Raw genomic sequence first — 26,482 nt, forward strand, 5'->3', positions numbered from 1 at the left:
CGTCCGCCCTTTTCGTACCGATTCCGTTTCGAGGAGTGCCATGTCCCAGGACAGCCATGCCCAGAACCGGGCCGTGAGCCCCGCGCCGACGGACCCTGTCCCGGCGAGCCCTGTGCCGGCCGAGGACGACGCCGCGTACGACTACGACGTCCTGGTCGTCGGATCGGGCTTCGGGGGCGCGGTGTCGGCGCTCCGGCTGACCGAGAAGGGGTACCGCGTCGGAGTCCTGGAGGCGGGCCGCCGCTTCACCCCCGGCACCCTCCCCAAGACCTCCTGGGACCTGAAGAACTACCTCTGGGCGCCCGCCCTCGGCCTCTTCGGCCTCCAGCGCATCCACCTCCTCGGCAACGTCATGGTGCTCGCCGGGGCCGGGGTCGGCGGCGGATCGCTCAACTACGCCAACACCCTGTACGTGCCGCCCGCCCCGTTCTTCGAGGACCGCCAGTGGGCCTCGATCACCGACTGGCAGGACGAGCTGAAGCCGTACTACGACCAGGCCCGCCGGATGCTCGGGGTCCGTCTCAACCCGACGATGACCCCGTCCGACATCCACCTCAAGGCCGTCGCGCAGGCCATGGGCGTCGGCGACACCTTCCACATGACCCCGGTCGGCGTCTTCTTCGGCGACGGCAAGGACGCCGACGGCACCGCGCGGGCCAAGGCCGGCTCCACCGTCCCCGATCCGTACTTCGGCGGCGCGGGCCCCGACCGCAAGGCCTGCACCGAGTGCGGCGAGTGCATGACGGGCTGCCGCCACGGCGCGAAGAACACCCTCAACGAGAACTACCTGTACCTCGCCGAGCGGGCCGGAGCGGTTATCCACCCGATGACCTCCGTCGTCGCCGTCACCGACGACCCCGAGGGCGGCTACCGCGTCCTCACGGTCCCCACCGACCGCCGCCGCCGGGCGAAGCCCACGAGGCTGCGCGCCCGCAAGGTCGTCGTCGCCGCCGGGACGTACGGCACCCAGACCCTCCTGCACACCATGAAGGACCGGGGACTGCTGCCCCGCCTCTCCGCGAAGCTCGGCGAGCTGACCCGGACCAACTCCGAGGGTCTGGTGGGCGCGCAGACCAGCGACCGCCGCTACCGCAGGAAGCACGGCACCGCCAAGGCCGACTTCACCCGGGGCGTCGCCATCACCTCGTCGATCCACCCCGACGACAACACCCACATCGAGCCCGTCCGCTACGGCCGGGGCTCCAACGCCATGGGCGCGCTGACGGTCCTCCAGGTCCCCTACGGGGCCCACCGGGTGCGCGGCTGGATCGCCAACATGGTCAAGCACCCCACCCTCGCCGCCCGTTCGCTCTCCAACCGCCGCTGGTCCGAGCGCACCATCATCGGCCTGGTCATGCAGTCGCTGGACAACTCCCTGACCACGTACCGCAAACCGGGCGGCGTCGGAAAGGGCCTGCTCACCGCCCGCCAGGGCCACGGCGCCCCCAACCCGACGCAGATCCCGGAGGCGACCCTCGGCGCGAGCCTGCTCGCCGAGGAGATCAACGGCTTCGCCGGGTCCAACGTCGGCGAGCTGATGGGCACCCCGCTCACCGCCCACTTCCTCGGCGGCTGCCCGATCGGCGCGAGCGCCGAGGAAGGCGTCATCGACCCGTACCACCGGCTCTACGGCCACCCCGGCATCAGCGTCGTCGACGGCTCCGCGGTCTCCGCCAACCTCGGCGTCAACCCCTCGCTGACCATCACGGCCCAGGCCGAACGCGCGATGTCCTTCTGGCCCAACAAGGGCGAGGCGGACCCGCGCCCGGAGCAGGGCGGGGCCTACGAGCGGCTCACCCCCGTCGAGCCGCTCGCGCCGACCGTGCCGAAGGAGGCGTTCGGCGCGCTGAAGCTGCCGTTCCTGGGCATCCCCGTGGTGCCGCCGAAGGGGACGGCGGAGGCCGGGGCGGACGTGAAGGGCGTCGGGAACACACCCGTACCCAATCCGTGATCTTCATCCGGGCAACTCTTCGGCGAGCTGCGCGGTCGAACCCGTACCGCGACAACTGCCACAGCGGCCCCCACAGCTCCTGCCGAGTTCCAGAGGTCCCCGATGACACCCTGTTCCCCGAGGTCCGCGCTGCACCGCGCGGCGGGCTCCCTCGCCGCCACGGGCCTGCTGGCCGCGGCCACGCTCGCCGGGACCGCCGCCCCGGCGCACGCCGCCGACCTCCCGGTGCTCGTCCTCGGCGGCCCCGCCGAGACCGCCCTGTACCCGTACCCGCGGAGCGGTGAACCGGAGCGGTCCACGGTCGGATTCACCGTCGACAACCCGGGCGGGGAGGAGGGGGACGAGGACGACGAGACGGAGTTCACCGTCACCTTCGACCTCAGCGGCCTCGCGGGCGTCGCCGACGCGGCGGTCGGGGAGAACGCGGACTGCGAGGTCACCGGAGCGAAGGCGGTCTGCACGGACCGCGGCATCCGGTCCGGTCTCCGGGGTATCGGCGACCTCCTGCTCACCGCCGCCGAGGGCAGCGAGGAGGGCGACACCGGCACGATCACGGTGACCGGGCGGTCGAAGGGCGCGACCTTCACCCCGTTCACCACCGAGGTCACCGTCGGCGGCCCCGACCTCGTGATGGAGGAGCTCCCCTTCAAGGAGCGGACGAAGCCGGGCGACAAGCAGCAGGCCCCGATCACGTTCACCAACCGGGGCACCCGCGACGCCGAGGGCGTCCTCCTCGGCCTGGTGTACTCCCGCGGCCTCGACATCCCCGAGCGCTACTCCAACTGCGCGTACACCGAGGACGACGCGGGCCCCCGGGGCTCCGGCCGGACCACCGTCCTCTGCTCCGTCCCGGGCTCCTTCGAGGTGGGCGCGACCTACACCCTGGAGACCCCGCTGACCATCGAGGCCACCACCCGCGCCTACCAGGACACGTTCGTCTACAGCATCCACGAGGACAGCGCCGACCGGCGCGGGGACCGGCGCGCGGGCGCCCCCTTCGAGCGCGGCGACGGCAGCGTCCTGCGGGCCGTTCCGGTGAAGGCCCCGAAGACGGGTGCGGCCGTCGCCCGGGGCGGAGACCTCGCCCCGTGGGACAACCAGCACGAGGCCGACTTCCGTACGGAGAACACGGCCGACTTCGTGGCGTACGGCGACCGGGTTTCCGGTGCCGAGGGTTCCACGGTCAAGGCCGACCTCGGCTTCCGCAACGAGGGCCCGGCCTGGATCGGACACCTCCGCTCGGGCGAGGCCGTCGCCACCCTCGACTTCACCGTCCCCCGGGGCGCGACCGTCACCGCGAAGCCCGGCCTCTGCCGCGCCGCTACCGCGGCCGGCGGACACCGCGAGGACCAGACGAGCCCCGCGCCGCGCTACCTCTGCCCCACTACGGCTGCGGTGCGGGACGACGGCGGCCTCGACCTGCCGTTCGAGCTGCGGATCGACGAGGCCCTGGTGGGCGCGGAGGGGGCGGTCACCGTCCGCGCCCCCTGGCTCCAGAACCCGAAGCTGCCGTTCGACCCCGAACCCGTCAACAACACCGCGTACCTGGTCCTCAACGGCGAGAGCGGCGGCTCCGGGCCCGGCGGCCCGACGGGCGGCTCCGGACAACCGCCCACCCCGGCCCCGGACCCGGCGGAGAGCCCGTCCGGCGCCCCCGGCCCCTCGGCCTCCGCCACGCCCGGCGGCTCGGCGGGTACGGCCGGGGGCTCCGGCGGCGGGGGCGGCCTCGCCGCGACGGGGTCGAGCGCGCTGATCGCCTCGGGCGCGGCGACCGCCGCGCTGGCGGCGGGCCTGGTGCTGTTCACGGCGGCACGGCGACGGGCCGCGCGGCACGACTGACCCGCGGCGGAGGCGCGGCGGAGAAGAGAGTCGTGGAGAGGGGGCGGAGGAGGGAACGGGCCTCCGCCCGGAGATGTTCCGATGCGGCCGACCCGGGCGTCCCCGGGTACGGCCGCATATGGGGTGACCGGGCCGCTGTCCCCTGCGGACCGGTCACATACGCCGGGTCGTGGTCCCACGACGCACCTGCGGTACGTCACACTCCCCGGCGGAGCCACGCGTGGTTTCCTGCCGACGCCGCCCCTGGTTGGCACGGACATCAGGCTCAACGAAGGCACCGCGCTCCCGGTCACGCGCCGTACGGGTGAGACGGGCCCCGAACGCAGATACGGCCCGTGCGAGGCGGGTGGAGAACCGTTCCGTCCGGGCGCCGCCCATCGCTCTCACACCCGGCCGCGGCACAGCTCCAGGAGCGTCATCGCCAGGGCGGTGCCCGGCTTGCCCAGCGCCTCCCTGTAGTGGCCGAGCACGGCCGTCTCCCGGGAGAGGTTGACCCGCCGGCCGCCGGAGGTGATCCGGGCCTCCTGGATCACCGACGAGACGGCCATCCGTTCCTGGACGAGGCCGATGATCCGGTCGTCGAGAGCGTCGATGCGCTCCCGTGCGCCGCCGATCAGGGCGGCTGCCTCGTCGGTGCGCGCGCCGGTGGCCGCGGTGGTGTCCGTGGTGCTGCTGCTCATGGTGGTGACTCCCGGTGGGGTGACGGCCCCCCGGAGCTACGGACCCGGACACGCGAGACGCCCCGGGCCTGTCGGCCCGGGGCGCCTGGAACGTTGCTTGTCAGTAGCTCAAGCAGCACGACCATGGCAGCCGGCGGGCCGGATGCCATAGGTAAAGACGAAGGTCGTGTGCTGACGCATGGGGACAGTATGGCCCCGGCCCGGCGGCCCCCACAAAACGGGGCCCGGATCCTGAGACGCCCCGCCCGCCGGTCCGCCGACGCCCCGCGAACCGATCTCGGGGCGTCGGCCCCCGCCCCCGGCCCGGCGGAGGGTCCGCGCACGGCCGGTAGAATCGGAAGAACCGACCCCCTTCACCACCGCCGGAAGGCCGCCCCGTGCCAGCAGCACCCCCCGCCGCCCCCGACGCCACGGCCGACGTGGTCCTCGTCGTCGACTTCGGCGCGCAGTACGCCCAGCTCATCGCCCGCCGAGTCCGTGAGGCCCGGGTCTACAGCGAGATCGTCCCGTCCACCATGCCGGTGGCCGAGATGCTGGCGAAGAACCCGCGCGCGATCATCCTCTCCGGCGGCCCCTCGTCGGTGTACGCGGAGGGCGCGCCGTCCCTGGACCGCGCGATCTTCGAGGCCGGGGTGCCGGTCTTCGGCATGTGCTACGGCTTCCAGCTGATGGCCACCGCGCTCGGCGGCACGGTCGACGACAACGGGGCCCGCGAGTACGGCCGTACCCCCCTGCACGTCACCAAGGCGGGCTCGACCCTCTTCGAGGGCACGCCCACCGAGCAGCCGGTGTGGATGTCGCACGGCGACGCCTGCTCGGCGGCCCCCGAGGGCTTCGCCGTCACCGCGTCCACCGACGTGGTCCCGGTCGCCGCCTTCGAGAACGACGAGAAGAAGCTCTACGGCGTCCAGTACCACCCGGAGGTCATGCACTCCACCCACGGCCAGCAGGTCCTGGAGCACTTCCTCTACCGCGGCGCGGGCATCGAGCCGAACTGGACCACCACCAACGTGGTCGAGGAGCAGATCGCCCTCATCCGCGAGCAGGTCGGCGACAAGCGCGCCATCTGCGGCCTCTCCGGCGGTGTGGACTCCGCGGTCGCCGCGGCCCTCGTCCAGAAGGCCATCGGCTCCCAGCTCACCTGCGTGTACGTGGACCACGGCCTCATGCGCAAGGGCGAGACCGAGCAGGTCGAGAAGGACTTCGTCGCCGCGACCGGCGCGAAGCTCAAGGTGGTCGACGCGGAGAAGCGCTTCCTCGACGCCCTGGCCGGTGTGTCCGACCCGGAGCAGAAGCGGAAGATCATCGGCCGCGAGTTCATCCGCGTCTTCGAGCAGGCCCAGCTGGAGATCCTCCAGGAGGAGGGCCCCGAGGTCGCCTTCCTCGTCCAGGGCACGCTCTACCCCGACGTGGTCGAGTCCGGCGGCGGCACCGGCACCGCCAACATCAAGTCCCACCACAACGTCGGCGGCCTCCCCGACGACATCGAGTTCGAGCTCGTCGAGCCGCTGCGCCAGCTGTTCAAGGACGAGGTCCGGATGGTCGGCCAGGAGCTGGGCCTCCCCGACGAGATCGTCCAGCGCCAGCCGTTCCCCGGCCCCGGCCTCGGCATCCGCATCGTCGGCGAGGTCACCAAGGAGCGCCTGGACCTGCTCCGCGACGCCGACGCCATCGCCCGTGAGGAGCTGACGGCGGCCGGGCTGGACCGCGACATCTGGCAGTGCCCCGTGGTCCTCCTCGCCGACGTCCGCTCGGTCGGCGTGCAGGGCGACGGCCGCACCTACGGTCACCCGATCGTGCTGCGCCCGGTCTCCTCCGAGGACGCCATGACGGCCGACTGGTCGCGCCTGCCGTACGAGACGCTGGCGAAGATCTCCACCCGCATCACCAACGAGGTCGCCGAGGTCAACCGCGTCGTCCTCGACGTGACGAGCAAGCCGCCGGGGACCATCGAGTGGGAGTGACCTTTCCCGCTCTCTGAGCTCCCACGTCAACGCCGATGCCGTCGCTCATTCGTTTGGGCGGCGGCATTGTCGTCGAGGTGGGTAGCGGACGATTCGGTGGAGCGTGATCGGGCGATCAGCCGGCGCCGTCCGGAGGAAATCCCTGGCACCGGCCTCGCCGCCCGTGCCAGGCTCCTCCACCATGTCCGCCGAAGAAGTCCGCGCCATCATCTCCGCCGCCGGCAATGACCGCCTCACCTGGAACACCCCGCTCTCCGAGGAGCACGCGGCCCGGCTCGTCGCCGCCTGCGCCCCCGCCCCCGGTTCCCGGATCGTCGACCTCGGATCCGGCTGGGGCGAACTGCTGATGCGCCTCGTCGACGCCGCGCCCGGGGCCACCGGGGACGGCGTCGAGACCGACCCGGCCGCCGTCGCGCGCGGCCGGCAGCTCGCCGGGGAACGGGGGCTCGGTGACCGGGTGCGGTTCCACGAGGTGTCCGCCGCCGAATGGACCGGGGGAGGCTACGACCTCGCCGTCTCCATCGGCTCCTCGCACGCCTGGCCGGGAACCACCCGTGAAGCCCTCACCGCCCTCGCCGCCACCGTGCGCCCCGGCGGACGCGTCCTGTTCGGCGAGGGGGTCTGGCTGACGGAGCCGACCCCGGCGGCGCTGGAGGGCCTCGGTGCGGAGCCCGGAGACTTCGGGTCGCTGCTGGAGCTGATCCGGCTGGCGGAGTCCGTCGGGCTGCGCGCCCTCCAGGTCACCTGCGCCGACGAGCGCGAGTGGGACCTCTTCGAGTCCGAGGGCCCGATCGGACGCGGACAGCGCTGGGCGCTGGAACACCCGGACCATCCGCTGCTCGCCGAGGTGACGGCCGAGATCGACGCCCGCCGCACCGGCTACTACGGCGGCTACCGCTCGTCCTTCACGCTCGCCTATCTGGTGCTCGGCACCTGATCGGGCGCGGGGGCGTCACGCCTCTGGCCACCTGGCCCACCCGGCGGTAACTTCCGGTCCCGTACGCCCAGGGAACCCGAGGAGCCGCCATGTCCGAGCCGGTCGCCGTGCCCGCCCCCGCCCCGATCCCCGTCGAGCAGCTCCAGTTCGCGATGCCGCCGGTGCACGCCTCGGCGGACGAGGAACGCGCGTACCGCAGGGAGCGGCTGGCGGGCGCGCTGCGGCTGTTCGGGCAGCTCGGGTACGAGGACGGGGTCTCCGGGCACATCACCGCCCGCGACCCCGAGCTGGCCGACTGCTTCTGGGTCAACCCGTTCGGCGCTCCCTTCGCCGACATCACCCCGCAGGACCTGATCCTCGTCAACGGCGACGGCCAGGTGGTCCGGGGCCGCTTCCACGTCAACCAGGCCGCGTTCGCCGTGCACGCGGCGGTGCACCGGGCCCGCCCGGACACCGTGGCCGTCGCCCACACCCACTCCACGCACGGACGGGCGCTCGCCGCGCTCGGGGAGCCGATCGAGCCGATCACCCAGGAGTCCTGCGCCTTCTTCGAGGACCACGCGCTGTACGACTCCTACTCCGGGGTCGTCGTGGACGAGGACGAGGGCCGGCGGATCGCCGCCGCGCTCGGGCCGCACAAGGCGGTGATCCTGCGCAACCACGGGCTGCTGACCGTCGGCGGCTCGGTGGACGCGGCGGCCTGGTGGTTCCTCACGATGGAGCGCGCCTGCCAGGTGCAGCTGCTGGCGCGGGCCGCCGGGAAACCCGTCCTCATCTCGCACCGGGACGCCGTCACCACCCGCGACCACCTCGGCGGCGACCTGGTGGCCTGGATCAACTACCAGCCCCTGTGGCAGCGGATCGCTCGAACGTTCTGACGACACCCGCCCCCGGTGCGCCCCGATGCGTGACCCGGTCGCCCGGTACGGCACAATTCGCAGATATCGCAAGTGAGTTGGCTTACCGGGGTGGGAAAGGGCGTAATCCTCCGTGGCGTTGGACGAATCCAGGACGAGCGGCACGCACAGCGGCGGCTGTACGTGCGGCGACTGCCCGCACGGAGCCCGTCGCGGACACCGGCGGGCCGTCGCCGCTTTCCTCGCCAAACGGGACGAACTGGCAGCAGGCAAGGGGCTTCCCGCCGGGGTGGCCCAGTCGCCCTCCGCGTCCCGGCAGTGGGTGTCCGACGAGCTGACCGGGTCCGCCCGCACCGTCGCCGAACGGGCCCGGGAAGCCGGTGACGCCTGGCTCCACGGGGTCTGGCGGGGCACGCTGTTCGCCGTCTGGGGTACGGCCGGGGCCCTCCTCGTCGGTGCGAGCCTCACCGCGATCGGGGCCGGCTGGTCCACCGCGCGCACCGCCGCCCTGATCGCCGCCCTCCTCACGGCCGGGCTGCTCACCGCCGCCGCCCGCTTCCACCGTGCCCGGGGCGGCCTCCTCGCTCCGCTGATCGGGGAGGACAACCGGCTCTCCACCTCACGGACGGTCGCCGCCTCCTGGGTGCTGCTGGCCGTCTTCGCCGTGCTGGTCCTCGCACTGCAACTGGCGGGGGCCTCCGACCCGGACGAGCGGGACGCGCTGATCGAGGGGCTCGACCTCGTGCGCTCCGCCGGGGTCGTGGCCGTGCTGGCGCTCGTGTGCGCGGTCGCGGTCGTCGTGCGCCGCGTGGTGACCGTACGGGTGCTGGGCCAGCGGCTCCAGAAGCTGCGGGCCGAACGGCCGCGCGCCGCCGACCTGCTGACCGACGACTCCGGGCGCGGATCCTTCACCGATGTGCAGTACGTGCTGGTCAGCGCGGTCGCCGTGCTGTTCGCAGCGGTGCGCCTGGCCCGCCGCCCCGAGCAGTTGCCCGACCTGCCGTGGGGACTCGCGCTGCTGGTGGCGGTCTCGGCCGCGACCTACTTCGCCGGGAAGTACGCGGAGGGCGGCCGGCCCGTCGTGCTGTCCGTCGTGCGGGCCCGGGAGGCCGGTGACCTGGACGCCCCGATCCGGACCGGCGACGACATCGAGATCCGGGGCGCCGGCTTCGTACCGCCCGGCGCGGGCACCCCCGACCGGCTGGCCCGGCTCGTCGTACGGATCGGCACGGTCCATGTCCACGTACCGCTGATCCCGGTCACCGGGGGCTTCGCCAACCCGACCGACACCGTCCTGACGGTGCCCGTCCCGGTCGAGGTCGAGCCGGGGACCGTGGACGTCCAGGTCGTCACCGCCGCCGGGGTGGAGACCAACCGCTGCCCGATCGACGTCACGGACTGACCGGCACCGGCCGGCCGCCTCCGGCCCCCCGGGGACGCATCCCCGCCGCCGCCCACCTCCCGGCCCTGGTGAGCGGCGTGCCCGGCGCGTGCGTATGGTCGAGGTGACGGGACTTCGGGAAGCGGGCAGCGGTGATGAACGGTTACGGCGGCGGATCGTACGGTCCGGGCGAGCGCAGGACACCGAGGGAGCAGGCGGGCACGTACGCCCTGCTGCCGCTGCGGATCTTCCTCGGCGTCACCTTCGTCTACGCGGGCCTCGACAAGCTCACGGACAGCGCGTTCCTGTCCGCGACCGGCAACGGCTCCATCGGCGAGATGATGCGCGGCGTGCGCGACTCCTCCGCGATCCCCGCCCTCGTCGACCTGGCGCTGAAAAGCCCCGTGGGCTTCGGCTACGCCATCGCGATCGGTGAACTCCTCGTCGGCCTCGGCACCCTCGTCGGCCTCTGGGCCCGGCTCGCGGCGCTCGGCGGCGCACTGATCTCGCTGAGCCTCTGGCTGACCGTGAGCTGGCAGGCCACCCCGTACTACTACGGCAACGACCTGCCCTATCTGATGGCGTGGCTGCCGCTGGTGCTCGCGGGCGCCTCCGTGTTCTCCGCCGACGCCTTCCTCGCCTCGCGCCGCCGCCGCAGCATGTAGGCGGCCCACGTCACCGTCGCGGCCAGCCACAGCCCCCCGAGGAACACCGGCAGGAAGAACGTCCACGGGACCTCCCACGCCCCGGCGGCGTCGGCCGCGTACCCGCCGGCCAGGCCCAGCATCGTCAGGCCCGCCACCGCGCGGCCGGGCCGGAACTCATGACGCAGCACGGGTGACCTCCACCTGTCCGATGCCGACTTCCAGCACCAGTTCGATCGTTCCGGCGGGCTGGGCGCCCGCGGGCGGCGGCAGCGTCCGCTGCTTCGCCTCGTCGCTGTTGATCCGCACCTGGACCCGCTGCCCCTCCTCCAGCCGGATCTCCCCGAGGCCCGCCTCGGCGCGCACCTTCACCGTCACCCCCTCCGGGACGACGACGGCCGCCCGCCCCGCCGCCACGTCGAGCCCCGTGCGCACCGTCTCCCCCCTGGGCACCTTCAGCCCGGACAGGTCCAGCCGGGCGTCGCCGGTGTTCAGCCGGTAGTGCGGCTCGACGGCGGACACCGAGGCCGGCCGCCACTGCTGACGCGCCCACGACGTGTCGATGTCCTTCGGCAGCACCGCCGCGCCCGCCAGCAGACCCGCCGTGACCATCGCCATCAGGACCGTGCCGAAACCGGTCCGCCCCAGCGACGAGGCGATCAGCAGACCGAGCCCGAAGACGGCGAGAGCGGCGACCAGGCCGATCTGGAGGGCGGTGCCCAGCGGCTGGTGCTCCCAGCTCAGCCCGGTGCCGAGGCCGCCCGCCACCAGCGCCGTGAGGAAGACCGGACCGCCGATGGAGCGTGGCCCGCGTGCCACGGGCGACGGCTGCGGCCTCAGGAACGGGGCGTCCGGCGTGGGGCGCCCGGCCTTCGCCCCGGCGCGCGCCGCGCCGGGGTCCGTGTCCGACGGACCCCACAGATAGCCGGAGCCGACCGGGCCCGTGGTCCCGTCCTTGACGATCGGGTCCCGCCACCACGACGGACCGCCCGGCGTCGGCGGGGCCTTCACCTCCGGCGGCGGGGTGCCGAGCCCCCCGGTGTGCGCGGGGCCGGGCGGGGCGGCCGGCGCGCCGGGCGGATGCGCCGGATCCTCCGGGGCCGCCGCCGTCCGCCGGTTCTGCGTCCACACGGAGAAGCCGACGACGGCGAGCGTCAGCAGCGCGGCGAACGCCAGCATGCCCCGGTTGTGCAGCATCGACAGGAACAGCCCGCAGCCGATCAGCGCCAGCAGCAGCGCGACCAGCGACGCCCCGTCGACCCGTCCCGAGAGCAGCTTGCGCGCCTCGTTCTCGTCGTCGCCGTCCGCCGGCAGCAGCAGCCACGCGAAGCCGTAGAAGATCAGACCGATGCCGCCGGTCGCCGACAGCACGCCGAGCACGATCCGGAAGATCACCGGATCCACGTCGCAGTACCGGCCGAGTCCGCCGCACACCCCGGCGACGACCTTCTGTCGCGGGGTGCGCCGCAGCGTCGGCTTCGGCGCTTCGGGGGGCGCGACGCCGGGGGCGGCGTCCGAGGGAGCGGTCATGCCTCCATGGTGACGGTCCGAACCGCCCGCCGGGACCCGCGCCGACCCTGGACGGTCCCTGATATTGCCCGCGTACGCCCCTGAAGGGCCGGGGCGCACGTGCCGGGCGGAGCGGGGGAGGGGAGCTGCCGTCAGGCGTGCGCTGGGGAAAGCCTCAGGGTCACTTCGGGGGCCGACCCTGATGCAGCTCCGCGCCCGCGCGTGTGACGATCGGGGTATGCCAGCCGCCACCGCCCGAGCCGCCAGCTCCCGCCCCGCCGACCCGGAGGAGCCCGCACCGCGCAAGCTCTACCGCAGCGCCGACGGCCGGCTGCTCGGCGGCGTCGCGCGTGGCCTCGCCGGGCACCTCGGGCTGCCCGTGGCCTGGGTGCGGTTCCTCTTCCTCGGGCTGTTCCTCACCGACGGCCTCGGCGCGGTGCTCTACGCGGTGTTCTGGATCGTCGTGCCGCTCGGGGTCGGCGGCGTCGACGCCCCGCGCTCCGTGTTCGAGACCTCGGCGGACGGCCGCCGCAAGCTCCGCAAACCGGACCGCGGCCAGTTCTTCGCGCTGGTCGCCCTGACCATCGGGGCGATCGCGTTCGTCGTCAACGTCGACATGGGCAGCGAGGCCGACCGCTACATCTGGCCCACCCTCCTGATCGGCGCGGGCTCCGTCCTGGTCTGGCGGCAGGCGGACAACGCCCGTCGCGCCCGCTGGATGGAGACCGGCCGCAACCGCAGGCTGCTGCACCTGGCCCGCGGCCTCGCCGGAGTCGCCCTCGTCGGCCTCGGCCTCGCCGTGTTCCTGGTGGTGCGCGGCTCGGCCGCCCAGCTCGGCAACGTGCTCACCGCCGCCATCGCCGTGCTCACCGGCATCGCCCTGCTCGCCGGCCCGTATCTGGTGCGGATGACCCAGGACCTCTCCGAGGAGCGCCTGATGCGCATCCGCGCCCAGGAACGGGCCGAGGTCGCCGCCCACGTCCACGACTCCGTGCTGCACACCCTCACCCTGATCCAGCGCAACGCCGACGACGGCGGCGAGGTCAGACGCCTGGCCCGCGCCCAGGAGCGCGAGCTGCGCAACTGGCTCTACAACCCCGAGGGCACCGGCAAGGACGAGGACGACGAGCCGGAGACCCTGGCGGAGGCGGTCAAGCGGGCCGCCGCCGAGGTCGAGGACAAGCACGGTGTCCCGCTGGAGGTCGTGGTGGTCGGCGACTGCCCCCTCGACGAGGGGCTGGCCGCGCAGATGCAGGCCGCGCGCGAGGCGATGGTCAACGCCGCCAAGTACGGTGGCGAGGGCGGGGCGGTCCAGGTCTTCGCCGAGGTCGAGGGCCGTACGGTCTTCGTCTCCGTACGGGACCGGGGTCCGGGGTTCGACCTGGACGAGGTTCCCGGGGACCGCATGGGCGTACGAGAATCAATCATCGGCCGGATGCAGCGCAACGGCGGGACCGCCCGGCTGCGTTCGGTGCCCGGCGGGGGCACCGAGGTCGAGCTGGAGATGGAGAGGGCGAGCGAATGACCGAGAACACCGAAGCCACCGGGGGCCCGGAGCGACGGGTACGGGTCGTGCTCGTCGACGACCACCGGATGTTCCGCACCGGGGTGCAGGCCGAGATCGGCCGCACCGAGGAGACCGGCGTCGAGGTGGTCGGCGAGGCGGCCGACGTCGACCAGGCGGTCACCGTGATCACGGCGACCCGCCCCGAGGTCGTCCTCCTCGACGTCCACCTCCCCGGCGGCGGCGGTGTCGAGGTGCTCCGCCGCTGCGCCCCCCTGATGGGTGCGGCGGAGAACCCGGTCCGTTTTCTCGCGCTGTCCGTGTCGGACGCCGCGGAGGACGTCATCGGCGTCATCCGGGGCGGCGCGCGCGGCTATGTCACCAAGACGATCACCGGCACCGACCTGGTGAACTCGGTCTTCCGGGTCCAGGAGGGCGACGCGGTCTTCTCGCCCCGCCTGGCCGGCTTCGTGCTGGACGCCTTCGCCTCCACGGACGCCCCGCCGGTCGACGAGGACCTGGACCGCCTCACCCAGCGCGAGCGCGAGGTGCTGCGGCTGATCGCCCGCGGGTACGCCTACAAGGAGATCGCCAAGCAGCTGTTCATCTCGGTGAAGACGGTCGAGTCGCACGTCTCGGCGGTCCTCAGGAAGCTCCAGCTCTCCAACCGGCACGAACTGACCCGGTGGGCGACGGCTCGACGGCTGGTCTGAGGCCTCGGCGCACCGGTCGCGCCGGGCCGGGCGCACCGGTCGGGGCGAGGCCGTGGCTCAGCCGCCGGACGGTTCGAGCGAGATGTTGACCTTCTCGCCGATCCGGCGGTAGCCGATGCCCGCGTAGACCCGTTCGACGTCGGCGTCGCCGGGCTCCAGCCAGACCGTCCGGCAGCCCTGGGCGAAGGCCCGTTCCGTCAGCCACGCGGAGAGCGCGGCGCCCACGCCCCGGCGGCGGTGCCGGGCGGCGACGGCGAGTCCGGCCAGTTCGCTCAGGCCGTCGATCGCGGCCGAGCAGCCGCCGACCCCGGCCGGCGCGCCGTCGAGGACGGCCAGTGCCGCGACCCCGTCGCCGGTGGCGGCCGCGCGCAACCAGTCGGTCGCCCCCGGCTCGGGCTCGCCCTCGCCGCCGAAGCCGTGGTGCTGGACGCGGGCGGCCTCGGTGAACTCCGCCTCGGTGACCGGTGTGCCGATGCGGAGTCCGTCGACCGGTTTCGGCGGCCGGAGGTCCTCGTGTCCGCAGGCGAGCAGCGGTGCGCGGTTCTCCACGCTGAAACCCGCTGCGATCAGGGCCGGTTCGACGGCCGGGGCCCAGGCGGGCAGGAACTCCAGGCGGGGAAGCCGTCGGTGGGCCCCGAAGGCGTCCACCAGGGCCGCCACCTCGTCCGCCGTGGGCTCCGCGTCCTGGTCGGGGATGGCGTAGTTGGCGTACTTCAGCTCCCACCCCGGGTTGTGCCGGACGGTGAACGGGCCCACCCGGTAGTGGTCGGGGGAGAGCAGCGCGAGCGCCCGGGCGTAGTCCTGGACGGCGGTCGCCATCGACGTCATACGGGAGTTCCTTCGGCGGGAGAGGGATCCGGCGCGGCGGACTATGCCACCCGGGTCGCCCCGGCGAAAGGCATGTCATCGACGGGCGCGATGCGGACCGGCGCTCCGGGGCGCGGGGCGTGGATCATCTGGCCGCCGCCGATGTAGAGGCCGACGTGGCTGATCCCGGAGTAGAAGAACACCAGGTCGCCCGGGGCCAGTTCGGAGCGGGCGATCCGGGGGCCGGCGTTGATCTGGGTGTAGGTGGTGCGCGGCAGGCTCACGCCCGCCGCCTTCCAGGCGGCCTGGGTCAGGCCCGAGCAGTCGAAGGCGTTCGGGCCCGTCGCGCCCCAGACGTACGGCTTGCCGATCGCGCCGCGGGCGAAGTCGACGGCCTGGGCGGCGCGGGAGCCGGGGGCCGCGACCGGACCGCCGGGGACGGCCGAGCGGTCGGCGCGGGCCGGGCCGCCGCCGTGCCGGGCGTCGGCGGAGCGTTCGTGGGCGGCGCGTTCGTCGGCGGTCAGGGTGTCCAGCAGCCTGCGGGCGTCGGCCAGCTTGGCGCGGATCGCCGTGCGGTGTTCGCGCAGCTCGGCGCGGCGGGCGGCGAGGCGTTCCGTCTCCTGGTCGGCGCGGGCCTTGACGCGGGTGAGCTGGGAGACCTGGCGCCGGATGCCGCTCAGGAGGCCGCTCTGCCGGTCGCCCGCCCGGTCGAGGTAGGAGGCGCGTCGCAGAAAGGCGTCGGGGTCGGAGGAGAGCGCCAGTTGCAGGGCCGGGTCCAGGGCGCCGCCGCGGTACTGCGCGGTGGCCAGCGAACCGAGTGCGTGCCGGGCGGTGTTGAGGCGGGCGGTGCGACGGGCGGCCTCGTCGGTGAGGGCGTCGACGGCGCGGGTGGCGGTGGCCGCCGCCTCCTTCGCCCCGTTGTACTTCTCGGTGGCGACCTCGGCGTCGTGGTAGAGCCGGTCGACCTCGGCCCTGACCTGCGCGGCGGTGGGGGCCGGTTCGGCGGGGGCCGCGCCCGCCCCCGTGACCGATCCCGCGGTGGCGGCCCCGGCGAGCGCCAGGCCGGCGGCGGTGCGGGCAGCCGGGCCGCCGAGCGGGCCCTGCTTCGGTTTTCGGTGGGCTGACCTGCGGTGCGCTGCCACGGGGGCGGCATCCTTCCTGTCGGCTGCCCGCCGGGGGATACCTGCGGGTCCGTGAAGGACGCTAATCCCGGTGCCGGGAAAAGAGTCGCCCTGACTGCAATTGCCCTGATGTGACGTTTCCTCGCTCACGGTTGATCATCGATACGCCCATATATCAGGGCAACACGGTCAATGCCGGAGAGGGCGCACAAGGAAGGTTTGCCTCACTGAAAGGTAAAACCTTGGCCATGGTTAGGCTCCGGAACCATGGACGTACTCATCAATGTCTTCGTCGCCCTGCACATCATCGGCATCGCCTCCCTGCTGGGCGGCTTCCTGACGCAGATGAAGGCCATGGGGGCGGGCACCGCCCGCTTCACCCCCGCCATGCTGCACGGTGCGCTGACCATGCTCGTCACCGGCATCGCCCTGGTCGGACTCAACCAGGCCGACGACCAGACCGTGAACAACGTCAAGATCGGCATCAAGCTCGCGCTGCTGGTCGTGATCCTCGCCCTCGTCTACGTCAAGCGGGACGACGAGACGGTGGACAAGGGCGCGTTCGCCGCGGTCGGCGGACTGACGGCCGCCAACATCTTCATCGCCACGGTCTGGACCTGAGCCTCCCCGGGGGCGGCCGCCGAAGGGTCGCCCCCGGCGCGCGTCACGCCGGGCGCACGCTTCCGTGGATCGGCATGGAGTAGATCGATTCCTCGCGCACGTTCGCGCCCGGCTTCGGGGCGTGGATCATCATCCCGTCGCCCTTGTAGATGCCGACGTGGCTGATGTCGTCGTAGAAGAAGACCAGGTCGCCGGGCCGCAGGTCGGACGTGGCGACCCGCGTCCCGATCTTCACCTGGTCCCAGGTCGTCCGGGGCAGGTCCACGCCGGCCTCCCGCCAGGCCGCCTGCGTCAGCCCCGAGCAGTCGTAACTGGACGGGCCCGAGGCGCCCCACACGTACGGCTTCCCGATCTGGGCGCGGGCGAAGGCCAGGACCTTCTCCGCCTTGGCGGCGTAACCGCTGCCCGCACCCGAGCCGGTGCCCGGGTCCGTTCCCGTACCGGAGCCGGAGCCCGGGCCCGAACCGCCGCCGGACTCCTTCGCCGCCTCCTCGCGGGCCTTCTCCTCGGCCGCCGCCCTCTCCTTCGCCTCGGCGGCCTGCCGGGCCGCCAGCCGCGCCGCCTTCTCCTTGGCCTCGGCCTCCTTCTCGCGCTCCAGTTCCGCCAGCCGCGCCTTCTCCTCGGCGGTCAGCCTCGACAGCAGGCCCCGGGCCTCGGTGAGCTTGCTCTGCACGTCCTTCTTGCTGGAGGCGAGGGCGGCCTGCGTCTCGGTGAGGGTCTCCAGGCTCTCGACCGCCTCCGCGCGCTGCTTCGCCGCCGAGGCCTGCTGTTTGCGGACCTCGTCGACGGCCTTCTGCTGCCGCTCCGTGGCCCGGTCCATCAGCCGGCTCTGGTCGAAGTACCCCTGCGGATTCTCCGCCAGGAGGAACGTCGCCATGGGCGCGATGCCGCCGTTGCGGTACTGGGCCGCCGCGTAGGAGCCCAGCGCCCGGCGCGCCTCGTTGATCTGCTCGGTCCGCTTCGCCACGTCCGAGAGCAGCGTGTCGACCTTGGCCCGCTGGGAGGCGGAGGCGGCCTTGGCCCGGTTGTACTCCTGGGTCGCGGCGCCCGCCTGCCGGTACAGGGCGTCGACCTTGTTCCGCACTTCCTCCACGGCGGGCTTCGGCTCCGCCGGGGCCGCCGTGGCGCTCTGCGTGGAGAGCAGCGTCACGGAGGCCAGCGCGGCCGTCGTGAGCCCGACGGCGGGGGTCGTGGTGCGCACCTTCGCGCGCGGCTTGCGATGCGATGCCAAGACCGGCATCTCCTTCCGTGGACCGCCTACCGGGTTAGCTGTCGGGTTCGGACGGAACGGAAGGCTGTCCTACGGTCCGGATGCCAGGGCACGGACCGATTCACCCCGGTGCTGCGTGTGGGTCCCCGGTTCCGGACTGCCAGGGCGGCAGGGCGGATTCGGCGGAGGCGCCCGTCAGGCGTGGTTCGCCTCAGGGAGGTACGGGCCACCTGACCGAGCACGCTAGCCAACCGGCCCCGCCGCTGGGAAGGACGATGAGCGATATGCCCGATACATTTTCGTGACCTTTCCGGATCCGGGGTCCGGCACCCCCTCCGACCGGGGACTCCTTCACGGAACGTCGACGTCCGCTCTCCGTCCGTACCCGTCGCGGGCGTGTCGGCGGCCGGTCCGCGGCGGCCCGGAAGCCGCTTCCCGCCGCTTCCCGCCTTCGGCGGAACGTTGTCAGTGCGGCCCTCTAAACTCGGGAGGCGATGAGCAGCCTCTTTGACGACAACTTCCTGACCGGCCTCCAGCCCGCGGAGGACGGCCCCCCGCCGCCCCCCGAGGACCACGCGCCCGAAGCGGTGCCGGAGGGACTCTTCGAGGGCGTCTACGACGCGCCCCCGCCGCCCCGCGACGGGTATTACCGGGACGGTCACCCGCGCCCGGCGATCGACTCCGCCGCCCTGCTCGACGGGCTGAACACCGAGCAGCGCGCCGCCGTCGTGCACGCCGGGTCCCCGCTGCTCATCGTCGCCGGGGCCGGCTCCGGCAAGACCCGGGTGCTCACCCACCGCATCGCCCACCTGCTGGCCGAGCGCGGGACGCACCCCGGGCAGATCCTCGCGATCACCTTCACCAACAAGGCCGCGGGCGAGATGAAGGAGCGCGTCGAGCAGCTCGTCGGCCCCCGGGCCAACGCCATGTGGGTCATGACCTTCCACAGCGCGTGCGTCCGCATCCTGCGCCGCGAGTCGAAGAAGCTCGGCTTCACCTCGTCGTTCTCGATCTACGACGCCGCCGACTCCAAGCGCCTCATGGCCCTGGTCTGCCGCGACCTCGACCTGGACCCGAAGCAGTTCCCGCCGAAGTCCTTCACCGCCAAGGTCTCCAACCTCAAGAACGAGCTCATCGACGAGGAGACCTTCGCCGGGCAGGCGGCCGACGGTTTCGAGAAGACCCTCGCCCAGGCGTACGCGCTCTACCAGGCCCGCCTCCGCGAGGCCAACGCCCTGGACTTCGACGACATCATCATGACGACGGTCCACCTCCTCCAGGCCTTCCCGGACGTCGCCGAGCACTACCGCCGCCGCTTCCGCCACGTCCTCGTCGACGAGTACCAGGACACCAACCACGCCCAGTACACGCTGGTGCGGGAGCTGGTCGGCCCGGCCGGGGAGAACGACGCCCCCGCCGAGCTGTGCGTGGTCGGCGACGCGGACCAGTCGATCTACGCCTTCCGGGGCGCGACCATCCGCAACATCCTCCAGTTCGAGGAGGACTACCCGAGCGCGACGACGATCCTCCTGGAGCAGAACTACCGCTCCACGCAGACGATCCTCTCCGCCGCCAACGCCGTCATCGAGCGCAACGAGAGCCGCCGCCCGAAGAACCTCTGGACCAACGCCGGCTCCGGCGCCCGCATCACCGGCTATGTCGCCGACACCGAGCACGACGAGGCGCAGTTCGTCGCCGACGAGATCGACCGGCTCACCGACGCGGGCGACGCCAAGGCGGGCGACGTCGCCGTCTTCTACCGCACCAACGCCCAGTCCCGTGTCTTCGAAGAGATCCTGATCCGCGTCGGCCTGCCCTACAAGGTCGTCGGCGGCGTGCGCTTCTACGAGCGCAAGGAGGTCCGGGACGTCCTGGCCTACCTCCGCGTCCTCGCCAACCCCGAGGACACCGTCCCGCTCCGCCGCATCCTCAACGTCCCCAAGCGCGGCATCGGCGACCGCGCCGAAGCCATGATCGACGCCCTGTCGATGCGGGAGAAGATCTCCTTCCCGCAGGCGCTGCGCCGCGTCGACGAGGCGTACGGCATGGCCGCCCGCTCCTCCAACGCCGTCAAGCGCTTCAACACGCTGATGGAGGAGCTGCGCACGATCGTCGAGTCCGGCGCCGGCCCCGCCGTCGTGCTGGAGGCCGTCCTGGAGCGCACGGGCTATCTCGCCGAGCTCCAGGCCTCCACCGACCCCCAGGACGAGACCCGCATCGAGAACCTCCAGGAACTCGCCGCCGTCGCCCTCGAATTCGAGCAGGAGCGCGGCGACGAGGAGGGGGCGGGCACGCTCGCGGAGTTCCTGGAGAAGGTCGCGCTCGTCGCCGACTCCGACCAGATCCCCGACGAGGACGAGGACGGCTCCGGGGTCATCACGCTGATGACGCTGCACACGGCGAAGGGGCTGGAGTTCCCGGTCGTCTTCCTCACGGGCATGGAGGACGGCGTCTTCCCGCACATGCGGGCCCTCGGTCAGACCAAGGAGCTGGAGGAGGAGCGCCGCCTCGCGTACGTCGGCATCACCCGCGCCCGCGAACGGCTCTATCTGACCCGGGCCGCGATGCGCAGTGCCTGGGGCCAGCCCTCGTACAACCCGCCCTCGCGGTTCCTGGAGGAGATCCCGGAAGCGCACCTGGACTGGCGGCGCAAGGGGCCGATGGCCGCCCCCGCCGGTCCCACCTCCGGCATCACGTCCTCGCTGTCCTCCTCGCGCTCCCGCTCCGGCCCCTCGGGGTTCGCGACCCGGCGCGGCGGCGCGGAGAAGCCCACGGTCACCCTGGTGGCCGGGGACCGGGTCACGCACGACCAGTTCGGGCTCGGCACGGTGACGGCCGTCGAGGGGTTCGGCGACCAGGCCAAGGCGACGGTCGACTTCGGCGACGAGCGCCCCAAGAAGCTGCTGCTGCGGTACGCGCCGGTCGAGAAGCTGTAGACGGGGGCCGGGCCGGGGACGGACAGACGGAAAGCGGGTGGTGGGGCCGAGGCCCTGCCACCCGCTTTCCGTGATGCCGTTCCGTGGCCGCCGTGTCAGGTCGGGTCGACGCCCTTGCTGCGCAGCCACGCCAGCGGGTCGATCGCCGAGCCGCCGCCGGGCCGGACCTCGAAGTGCAGGTGCGGGCCGGTGGAGTTGCCCGAGTTCCCGGAGTACGCGATGACGTCGCCGGCCTTCACCGGGCCCGAGCGGATCTTGGTGCTGCTGAGGTGGCAGTACCAGGTCTCGGTGCCGTCGGCGGCGGTCACGATCGCCATGACCCCGTAGGCGCTGTTGAGCTGCGTGCGCACGGTGCCGTCGGTCGCGGCCATCACCGGAGTGCCGTACGAGACGGGGAAGTCGATGCCCGAGTGCACGGACATCCAGTTGACGCCCGCCTGGCCGTAGTAGGCGCTGAGACCGTGCTGCTTGACCGGCAGGACGAACTTGGGGCGCAGCGCCTCGCGGCGGGCGGCCTCCTCCTCGCGCTTCTTCTTCTCCGCCGCCTGCCGCTCCCGCAGGTCGATGCGCTCCTGGGTGCGGCTCGCGCGCTCACGGAAGTCGTCGCTGCCCTCGGAGAGCTGTGCCAGCTGGCTGTCCAGCCGGCTGTTCGCGGCGACCGGCTTGACCGTGCTGGGGTCGGCCACCGCGAGCGACGTGGTCGTCTCCTCCGGCTTCTCCTCGCCGCCGGGCATCCCGCCGACCGAGGCGGCGGCGATGCCGGCCACGCTCATCACACAGGCGGAGGGCACCGCGACGGTCAGCAGGGCGGAACGCTTGGCGGGCGTACGCCGACGGGCCCGGCTGCGGGGGGCGGGGGGACGGACGGCGGTGCGGTTCACGGAGTGCGGGGCGGGGAAGCCGTCCCCGGGTTCCGGCTCCGGTGCGGCGTCCGCTGCGAGGGCGGCGAACTCGGCGGTGGAGTGGTGGCCGGCGTCCGGCTCCTCGGCCGTGCCGTCCGGTACGGCCGTCGCCGCGTCGGCCGGCTGCTGTTCGTACAGTGGGTGCGACGTCAGTTCGGGTTCGTACGCGGTGTCCCCGGGCGTGGCGCCGGAGTTCCACGCGGTCGCGTCGTAGGCGCCCGTGTCGTACGCCCCCGTGCCGTAGCCGGTGGTGGCGTACGCGCCGGTGTCGGCGTACGCGGCCGTGTCGTGCGAGCCGGTGTCGTTCAGGCCGGCGTCGAACGTGCCGGTGGTGAAGGCGGTCGTGGCGTACGTCCCGGTGTCGGCGGCGACGGCCGCCGTGCCGTACGCGCCGGCGGGGTACGCCCCGGTGTCGTAGGCGTCGGCGCCGTAGACGGTACCGGCCGGGTAGGAGCCGGTGTCGTAGGCGTCCGGCCCGTAGGACCCGGTGCCGTACGCCTCCGTGGTGTACGCGGTGTCCGCGCCGTACGGGGCGGTGGGGAAGCCCTCGGTGGGGAACGCGCCGGTGTCGGCGGTCGGCCACTGGCCGCTCGGGTTCGGATCGGCGACCTGTTGCCAGGCCCCGGAGGTGTCCCACTGCTGTGGGGCCTGCTCCTGGGCGGCGTAACCGTCGTAGGCGACCGTCTGCTGGGCGCCGGTGCCGGTGTTCCACGCGGCGGAGTCGTACGCGCCGCTCTGGTCGGGCTGTCCGGTCGCGTACGTCGTGTCGTAACCGGCGCCGTAGGTGGTGTCGCCGTATCCGGCGGCGGGGTGACCCGCGTCGTAACCGGTGCTGTGGCCCCCCGTCAGGGAGCCGAAGAGCGGGTCGGTGTCGAAGCTGCCGGTCGATCGGTCGTCGTACCCGACATGCCCGGCGTGGGGGTGCTGGTCGTTCACCAACTTCTCTCTCGCCTCGGCAGCAGGACTGTTCTGGGTCCCGGTCAGGGGAATCCCAGGGGGAAGCAGTGGCCGCGACTGTACCCGGCGGTATGTGAGGACGACAATCTTCGACAGGTTTTACGTTCGCAGGAAACGGGCAATCGAGCGTCTTTCGGCGGACGGCAGGCTCAGCCTTGGCCCTACGTTCGACTGATGTTCTATTTCAGGCCGCAGACGTCGTCCCGGTGGAGGATGCGGCGGGGGTGCTCGTGTCCTCCCCGGCCTCCGGCGCCTCCAGGGCATCACGGATGGCGGCGGCCACCGTCGGGTGCACGGGCAGCGCGAGGTGTCCGATGCCGGTGACGCGTACGTTCACCGCGTCGAGATCGGGATGATCGACGCAGGCGGTCGCGACGGGCACCATGAGCTGGTCCAACTCGCTCCAGAAGCTGACGAACCGGGTCCGGCAGCCGGGGGCGGGGGCGCGCAGCTCCTCGATCACGGAGGAGCCGCCGCGCATCTGACGCACGATGGGGTGAACGCCCGCCCCGGGGGCGACGGCGGTCCCCCCGTGCGGGGTTCCGAGCGTCACCAGCGTGCGCACCCGCCGGTCACCGCCGAGCCGTTGTACGTAGTACCGGGCGATCAGGCCGCCGAGGCTGTGCCCCACGATGTCGACCCGGCTGTGCCCGGTGCGCTCGCAGACGTCCTCCACATGCCGTCCGAGCAGTTCGGCGGCGGTGCGGACGTCGCGGGTCAGCGGCGAGTAGTTGAGGGCTTCCAGGTGGCGATGGCCGTGCCGGGTCAGTGCCCGCCGCAGGACGACGAACACGGAACGGTTGTCGATGAAGCCGTGCAGCAGGACGACCGGCGGCGCGACGGTGGGCGCGACCGGCAGGGCGGCGGCCCCGGGCGGAGCGGCCCCGGCGTGGTCCGGGCCCTCGGCGCCGGAGCTCGTCGGCCGGACCGGCGGGCGGGGTGCGGTGCGGCGCTCCGGGGTGAGCCCGAAGGGGTAGGCGGCCAGGTGTCCGGCGAGGACGGCCAGCTCCAGCGCGGTGGCGGCGAGCAGCCCGGACGGCGGCCGGGGGCCCGGTGGGCGAAGCAGGCGGGAGAGGGAGGGGAGGAGCTTCACGGCCGGCCTCCTGCCTGGCGTACGGGGGAGGCGGCTCCTCGTCCCCGCATGCCCTCATGGGGTGTCCCCCCGTGGGGTGCCCGCGCGGGAGGCGCGGGCCTGCGGGCCGCAAGGGCCGCACCACCGTGCCGTGCGGCTGGCGGCGCGGTGGTACGACGACCTCGTGGCGGCTCCCCTGGGGGTGTCCGATCGATCGCGACGGGTCGATGACGTCAGGCGAACATGTCCCACATGTGATTTCCCCCTCCCCGCCTGCCGCGAAACAGCGCCTTGCGGGATGCTGTGGATAACGTTCGTTCACATCCCCGGCCCTTCAGGCGCGGGAGACCAGGTGGAGGCAGTGATGGGTGTGACCGGTCCGATCCGTGTGGTGGTGGCCAAGCCGGGACTCGACGGCCACGACCGCGGGGCCAAAGTCATCGCGCGGGCGTTGCGGGACGCCGGTATGGAGGTGATCTACACGGGGCTCCACCAGACGCCCGAGCAGATCGTCGACACGGCGATCCAGGAGGACGCCGACGCGATCGGCCTCTCCATCCTCTCCGGGGCGCACAACACGCTGTTCGCCAAGGTGATCGAGCTGCTGAAGGCCCGGGAGGCGGAGGACATCAAGGTGTTCGGCGGCGGGATCATCCCGGAAGACGACATCGCACCGCTGAAGGAGCTGGGCGTCGCGGAGCTGTTCACCCCGGGGGCGACGACGACCGAGATCGTCACGTGGGTCAACGCCAACGTCCGCCAGGCCGCACAGGCCTGACCACCGCCCCGCGGCGGGCCCGCCGCACACGGGGCCCGCGCGGGCGACGGCGGTTCTGCCGCCGCCCCGGGGGCGCGGCGGCCCGTCGCCGCGCCCGCCCGTGCGCCTGCGCGTCGGTGAGCCCGTGGGCGCGGCCGTCCACGGGCGTGTCGCGGCGCTCCCGCACCCGCCCGCGTTCCCGCCCGCGTTCCCGCCGTCGCCCGCCACGGCTGCCTCCCCGCCACATCAGGACAGCAGTTCCGCCTCCATCGCGGCGCGCAGCCGCAGGGTGGAGACCAGGCGCTGGAAGGCTTCCGACCAGTAGCCGCCCGCCCCCGGCGACGCCCCCTCCTGCTCGTCCTGCGCGGCCGTCAGGACCTCCAGCCGGTCGGCCTCGGCCGGATCCAGGCAGCGTTCCGCGAGGCCCATCACTCCGCTGAAGCTCCAGGGATAGCTGCCGCCGTCCCGCGCGATGTCGAGGGCGTCGACCACCGCACGCCCGAGCGGCCCGGCCCAGGGCACCGTGCACACCCCGAGCAGCTGGAATGCCTCCGAGAGTCCGTGCGCGGCGATGAACTCGGCCACCCAGGATGCGCGTTCGGCCTGGTCCAGGATCGCGAGGAGCTTCGAGCGCTCGGCGATCGAGGCCGTCCCGGGCCCGTCCGCCGGGGGCGCCGAAGGATGCCCGAGCAGGGCCCGGGACCACCGCGGATTCCGCTGCCGCACGGCCGCCCGGCACCAGGCGGCGTGGAGTTCGCCCGCCCAGTCGTCGGCGACGGGCAGGGCCACGACCTCCTCGGCGGGACGCCCGCCGAACCGCTCCTCCCAGCTGCCGAGCGGGGTGGCCTCCACCAACTGGCCGAGCCACCACGACCGTTCGCCCCGGCCGGTCGGCGGGACCGCGGCGACACCGTCGCGCTGCATCGCCGCGTCGCACTCGTGCGGAGCCTCCACGGCGATGGAGGGGGTGTCCCCGGTGCGGTCCGGGCCCACGCAGGACATCGCGCGGGCCGCCATCCGCCCGGCGAGCGCCGACTCGGGCAGGGCGGAGAGCAGTTCGGCGGCGGTGGCACGGACATTGCGGCTGCGGTCGGACAGGGCCCGCTCCAGGAACGGCTCGTCGTCGCCCCCGAGCCCGGACCGCAGGGAGTCCAGGAACATCAGCCGGTCCTCGGCCCGTTCGGCCGGCCAGGTGGTGGCGAGCAGGGCGAGCCCGGCGGGCGGATCCTGCGCCCGTACGGCGTCGAGCAGGGCGACCCGCTCCGCGAACAGCCCCTCCTCCCACAGCCGGCTCACCGCTTCCGGGTCCGAGACGTCGGGGTGGAGCGCCCCGCTCGCCGCGCCCCGCAGGGCGAACTTCCAGTCGGGGTTCAGCCCGGCCAGCCACAGACCGCGCGGCCCGGCGAACGCCAGCGCCTGCGGGCGCAGGTCCGTACGGGCGCGGGCGGCGTCCAGCAGCGCCGGCAACAGGGCCGCCGGGGCGCGGTAGCCCTGCCGGTTGGCGGTGGCCAGCCACTGCGGTATCAGCTCGGTGAGGTCGGGGGCGGCGCCGCGCCGACCGCTGCCCGAGGGCGCGGCACGGTCGGCCAGCAATCGGGCGAGCCGGTGCCGGGCGGCCTCGGGGAGCGCCGGGCGGGGGTCGCGTGCGGCGGGCTCGGGCCGGGTCCCCGGCACGGCCGGCAGCAGTCCGGCCCGTTGCCGCACGGTGTGCCGCGCGGCGGCGTCCAGCAGGGCCCGCGGCGCGTCGGCCGGTACGGGGGCGGGGCCGCCGCGCGGCGCCGGGGGGCGACGGTCGGTGCCCAGCAGCGCCGAGGTGACCAGCTCCTCCCAGGGGAGGGAGCCGACGGAGGCGCGCGCGGCGGCGGTATCGGTGGTGGGCGCGGCGGCAGCGGCGGGGGAGGGGGCGTCGGTGGTGGCGGTCCGTGCGGTGGGGCCGGTCGTGCGAGGCATTTCCCCTCCAGCGGCAGGAACGAGCAGATGTCGGACTGGGGCGTGCGGGCGGACTGGCGGCGGGGCAGAGGCGGGACGGGGGATCGGGGCGGCGGGACAGGGAGGACAGGGCTGCGGGACGGGGCGGGACGGCGGATGGGGGCGACGGGGCGGCGGATCGGGGCGGCGGG

Annotated in this window: 21 protein-coding genes and 1 riboswitch; of the genes, 12 read left to right on the top strand and 9 right to left on the bottom strand. The window is 73.5% G+C overall.

What is annotated here, in order from left to right; genetic code table 11:
* Window positions 1-40: 40 nt before the first annotated feature.
* Window positions 41-1,951, top strand: coding sequence for a GMC oxidoreductase (locus DTB53_RS17540; protein WP_012379423.1), 1,911 nt, complete (start codon window positions 41-43; stop codon window positions 1,949-1,951).
* A gap of 102 nt (window positions 1,952-2,053) precedes the next feature.
* Complete coding sequence (locus tag DTB53_RS17545; RefSeq protein WP_012379422.1) at window positions 2,054-3,790, top strand: hypothetical protein; 1,737 nt, start codon at window positions 2,054-2,056, stop codon at window positions 3,788-3,790.
* A 383-nt stretch (window positions 3,791-4,173) separates the two neighbouring features.
* Here DTB53_RS17545 and DTB53_RS17550 read toward each other — a convergent pair whose 3' ends face one another.
* On the bottom strand, window positions 4,174-4,470 hold the full coding sequence (locus tag DTB53_RS17550; protein ID WP_012379421.1) for a chorismate mutase: 297 nt from the start codon (window positions 4,468-4,470) through the stop codon (window positions 4,174-4,176).
* A gap of 377 nt (window positions 4,471-4,847) precedes the next feature.
* Between DTB53_RS17550 and guaA the strand changes: the two genes are divergently transcribed.
* From guaA to DTB53_RS17575, 5 genes are all read left to right on the top strand, one after another.
* A complete protein-coding gene (gene guaA, locus DTB53_RS17555) occupies window positions 4,848-6,434 on the top strand; it encodes a glutamine-hydrolyzing GMP synthase (protein WP_003966875.1) in 1,587 nt (528 codons plus the stop codon).
* 181 nt (window positions 6,435-6,615) lie between these two features.
* Window positions 6,616-7,371, top strand: coding sequence for an SAM-dependent methyltransferase (locus DTB53_RS17560; RefSeq protein ID WP_012379420.1), 756 nt, complete (start codon window positions 6,616-6,618; stop codon window positions 7,369-7,371).
* 89 nt (window positions 7,372-7,460) lie between these two features.
* Window positions 7,461-8,249 (top strand): class II aldolase/adducin family protein, encoded by a 789-nt coding sequence (locus tag DTB53_RS17565; RefSeq protein ID WP_012379419.1) that lies wholly within the window; start codon window positions 7,461-7,463, stop codon window positions 8,247-8,249.
* A 112-nt stretch (window positions 8,250-8,361) separates the two neighbouring features.
* A complete protein-coding gene (locus DTB53_RS17570; protein WP_042496353.1) occupies window positions 8,362-9,630 on the top strand; it encodes a hypothetical protein in 1,269 nt (422 codons plus the stop codon).
* A 134-nt stretch (window positions 9,631-9,764) separates the two neighbouring features.
* Window positions 9,765-10,274 (top strand): DoxX family protein, encoded by a 510-nt coding sequence (locus DTB53_RS17575; protein ID WP_030702502.1) that lies wholly within the window; start codon window positions 9,765-9,767, stop codon window positions 10,272-10,274.
* Here DTB53_RS17575 and DTB53_RS37430 read toward each other — a convergent pair.
* Window positions 10,181-10,444, bottom strand: coding sequence for a hypothetical protein (locus tag DTB53_RS37430; RefSeq protein ID WP_042496350.1), 264 nt, complete (start codon window positions 10,442-10,444; stop codon window positions 10,181-10,183). The genes DTB53_RS17575 and DTB53_RS37430 overlap by 94 nt on opposite strands.
* Complete coding sequence (locus DTB53_RS17585; protein ID WP_012379416.1) at window positions 10,431-11,783, bottom strand: PspC domain-containing protein; 1,353 nt, start codon at window positions 11,781-11,783, stop codon at window positions 10,431-10,433. Before DTB53_RS17585 ends, DTB53_RS37430 begins: the two co-directional genes overlap by 14 nt.
* Window positions 11,784-12,000: 217 nt before the next feature.
* Between DTB53_RS17585 and DTB53_RS17590 the strand changes: the two genes are divergently transcribed.
* Together DTB53_RS17590 and DTB53_RS17595 are read left to right on the top strand one after the other, a co-directional pair.
* Entirely contained in the window at window positions 12,001-13,287 is a 1,287-nt protein-coding gene (locus DTB53_RS17590; RefSeq protein ID WP_012379415.1) for a PspC domain-containing protein, read from the top strand.
* Window positions 13,284-13,979, top strand: a complete 696-nt coding sequence (locus tag DTB53_RS17595; RefSeq protein ID WP_003966867.1) for a LuxR C-terminal-related transcriptional regulator — start codon at window positions 13,284-13,286, stop codon at window positions 13,977-13,979. Before DTB53_RS17590 ends, DTB53_RS17595 begins: the two co-directional genes overlap by 4 nt.
* A 57-nt stretch (window positions 13,980-14,036) precedes the next feature.
* Here DTB53_RS17595 and DTB53_RS17600 read toward each other — a convergent pair whose 3' ends face one another.
* Both DTB53_RS17600 and DTB53_RS17605 read right to left on the bottom strand, forming a co-directional pair.
* A complete protein-coding gene (locus DTB53_RS17600) occupies window positions 14,037-14,807 on the bottom strand; it encodes a GNAT family N-acetyltransferase (protein WP_012379414.1) in 771 nt (256 codons plus the stop codon).
* Window positions 14,808-14,848: 41 nt separating this feature from the next.
* Window positions 14,849-15,928: a C40 family peptidase gene (locus DTB53_RS17605; protein WP_012379413.1), complete on the bottom strand. Its 1,080-nt coding sequence runs from the start codon at window positions 15,926-15,928 to the stop codon at window positions 14,849-14,851.
* Between the two features lie 246 nt (window positions 15,929-16,174).
* Between DTB53_RS17605 and DTB53_RS17610 the strand changes: the two genes are divergently transcribed.
* Window positions 16,175-16,528: a hypothetical protein gene (locus DTB53_RS17610; RefSeq protein WP_003966864.1), complete on the top strand. Its 354-nt coding sequence runs from the start codon at window positions 16,175-16,177 to the stop codon at window positions 16,526-16,528.
* A 43-nt stretch (window positions 16,529-16,571) separates the two neighbouring features.
* Here the strand turns inward: DTB53_RS17610 and DTB53_RS17615 are convergent, their stop codons facing one another.
* Window positions 16,572-17,768, bottom strand: coding sequence for a C40 family peptidase (locus tag DTB53_RS17615; protein WP_012379412.1), 1,197 nt, complete (start codon window positions 17,766-17,768; stop codon window positions 16,572-16,574).
* A riboswitch (cyclic di-AMP (ydaO/yuaA leader) is annotated at window positions 17,767-17,933 on the bottom strand. Its footprint overlaps the gene before it by 2 nt.
* Window positions 17,934-18,232: 299 nt before the next feature.
* Here DTB53_RS17615 and pcrA point away from each other — a divergent pair.
* Window positions 18,233-20,674 (top strand): DNA helicase PcrA, encoded by a 2,442-nt coding sequence (gene pcrA / locus DTB53_RS17620; RefSeq protein ID WP_003966862.1) that lies wholly within the window; start codon window positions 18,233-18,235, stop codon window positions 20,672-20,674.
* A gap of 95 nt (window positions 20,675-20,769) precedes the next feature.
* Here pcrA and DTB53_RS17625 read toward each other — a convergent pair whose 3' ends face one another.
* The gene (locus DTB53_RS17625) at window positions 20,770-22,512 is read right to left on the bottom strand and encodes a M23 family metallopeptidase (protein WP_042496347.1); all 1,743 of its coding nucleotides are present in this window, start codon (window positions 22,510-22,512) and stop codon (window positions 20,770-20,772) included.
* A gap of 205 nt (window positions 22,513-22,717) precedes the next feature.
* Window positions 22,718-23,626 (bottom strand): lipase family alpha/beta hydrolase, encoded by a 909-nt coding sequence (locus DTB53_RS17630; protein WP_012379410.1) that lies wholly within the window; start codon window positions 23,624-23,626, stop codon window positions 22,718-22,720.
* A 343-nt stretch (window positions 23,627-23,969) separates the two neighbouring features.
* Between DTB53_RS17630 and icmB the strand changes: the two genes are divergently transcribed.
* Window positions 23,970-24,383 carry a coenzyme B12-dependent isobutyryl CoA mutase small subunit gene (icmB, locus tag DTB53_RS17635; RefSeq protein WP_003966859.1) on the top strand — a complete coding sequence of 138 codons (414 nt, stop codon included), beginning with the start codon at window positions 23,970-23,972 and terminating at the stop codon, window positions 24,381-24,383.
* Window positions 24,384-24,608: 225 nt separating this feature from the next.
* On the opposite strand, the gene DTB53_RS17640 is transcribed toward icmB, so the two are convergent.
* Window positions 24,609-26,312, bottom strand: a complete 1,704-nt coding sequence (locus DTB53_RS17640; RefSeq protein WP_012379409.1) for a DUF5691 domain-containing protein — start codon at window positions 26,310-26,312, stop codon at window positions 24,609-24,611.
* Window positions 26,313-26,482: the final 170 nt, after the last annotated feature.

The sequence above is a fragment of the Streptomyces griseus genome (assembly GCF_900460065.1).
Taxonomy (GTDB): Bacteria; Actinomycetota; Actinomycetes; order Streptomycetales; family Streptomycetaceae; genus Streptomyces; species Streptomyces griseus.

What these genes read in the sequence shown, in the direction of transcription:
- DTB53_RS17575 (WP_030702502.1), top strand. Translation starts at nt 9,765, where the DNA reads ATGAACGGTTACGGCGGCGGATCGTACGGTCCGGGCGAGCGCAGGACA.
- DTB53_RS17615 (WP_012379412.1), bottom strand. Translation starts at nt 17,768, where the DNA reads ATGCCGGTCTTGGCATCGCATCGCAAGCCGCGCGCGAAGGTGCGCACC.
- DTB53_RS17540 (WP_012379423.1), top strand. Translation starts at nt 41, where the DNA reads ATGTCCCAGGACAGCCATGCCCAGAACCGGGCCGTGAGCCCCGCGCCG.
- DTB53_RS17565 (WP_012379419.1), top strand. Translation starts at nt 7,461, where the DNA reads ATGTCCGAGCCGGTCGCCGTGCCCGCCCCCGCCCCGATCCCCGTCGAG.
- DTB53_RS17545 (WP_012379422.1), top strand. Translation starts at nt 2,054, where the DNA reads ATGACACCCTGTTCCCCGAGGTCCGCGCTGCACCGCGCGGCGGGCTCC.
- DTB53_RS17600 (WP_012379414.1), bottom strand. Translation starts at nt 14,807, where the DNA reads ATGACGTCGATGGCGACCGCCGTCCAGGACTACGCCCGGGCGCTCGCG.
- DTB53_RS17560 (WP_012379420.1), top strand. Translation starts at nt 6,616, where the DNA reads ATGTCCGCCGAAGAAGTCCGCGCCATCATCTCCGCCGCCGGCAATGAC.
- DTB53_RS17610 (WP_003966864.1), top strand. Translation starts at nt 16,175, where the DNA reads ATGGACGTACTCATCAATGTCTTCGTCGCCCTGCACATCATCGGCATC.
- DTB53_RS17590 (WP_012379415.1), top strand. Translation starts at nt 12,001, where the DNA reads ATGCCAGCCGCCACCGCCCGAGCCGCCAGCTCCCGCCCCGCCGACCCG.
- DTB53_RS17640 (WP_012379409.1), bottom strand. Translation starts at nt 26,312, where the DNA reads ATGCCTCGCACGACCGGCCCCACCGCACGGACCGCCACCACCGACGCC.
- pcrA (WP_003966862.1), top strand. Translation starts at nt 18,233, where the DNA reads ATGAGCAGCCTCTTTGACGACAACTTCCTGACCGGCCTCCAGCCCGCG.
- icmB (WP_003966859.1), top strand. Translation starts at nt 23,970, where the DNA reads ATGGGTGTGACCGGTCCGATCCGTGTGGTGGTGGCCAAGCCGGGACTC.
- DTB53_RS17595 (WP_003966867.1), top strand. Translation starts at nt 13,284, where the DNA reads ATGACCGAGAACACCGAAGCCACCGGGGGCCCGGAGCGACGGGTACGG.
- DTB53_RS17550 (WP_012379421.1), bottom strand. Translation starts at nt 4,470, where the DNA reads ATGAGCAGCAGCACCACGGACACCACCGCGGCCACCGGCGCGCGCACC.
- DTB53_RS17585 (WP_012379416.1), bottom strand. Translation starts at nt 11,783, where the DNA reads ATGACCGCTCCCTCGGACGCCGCCCCCGGCGTCGCGCCCCCCGAAGCG.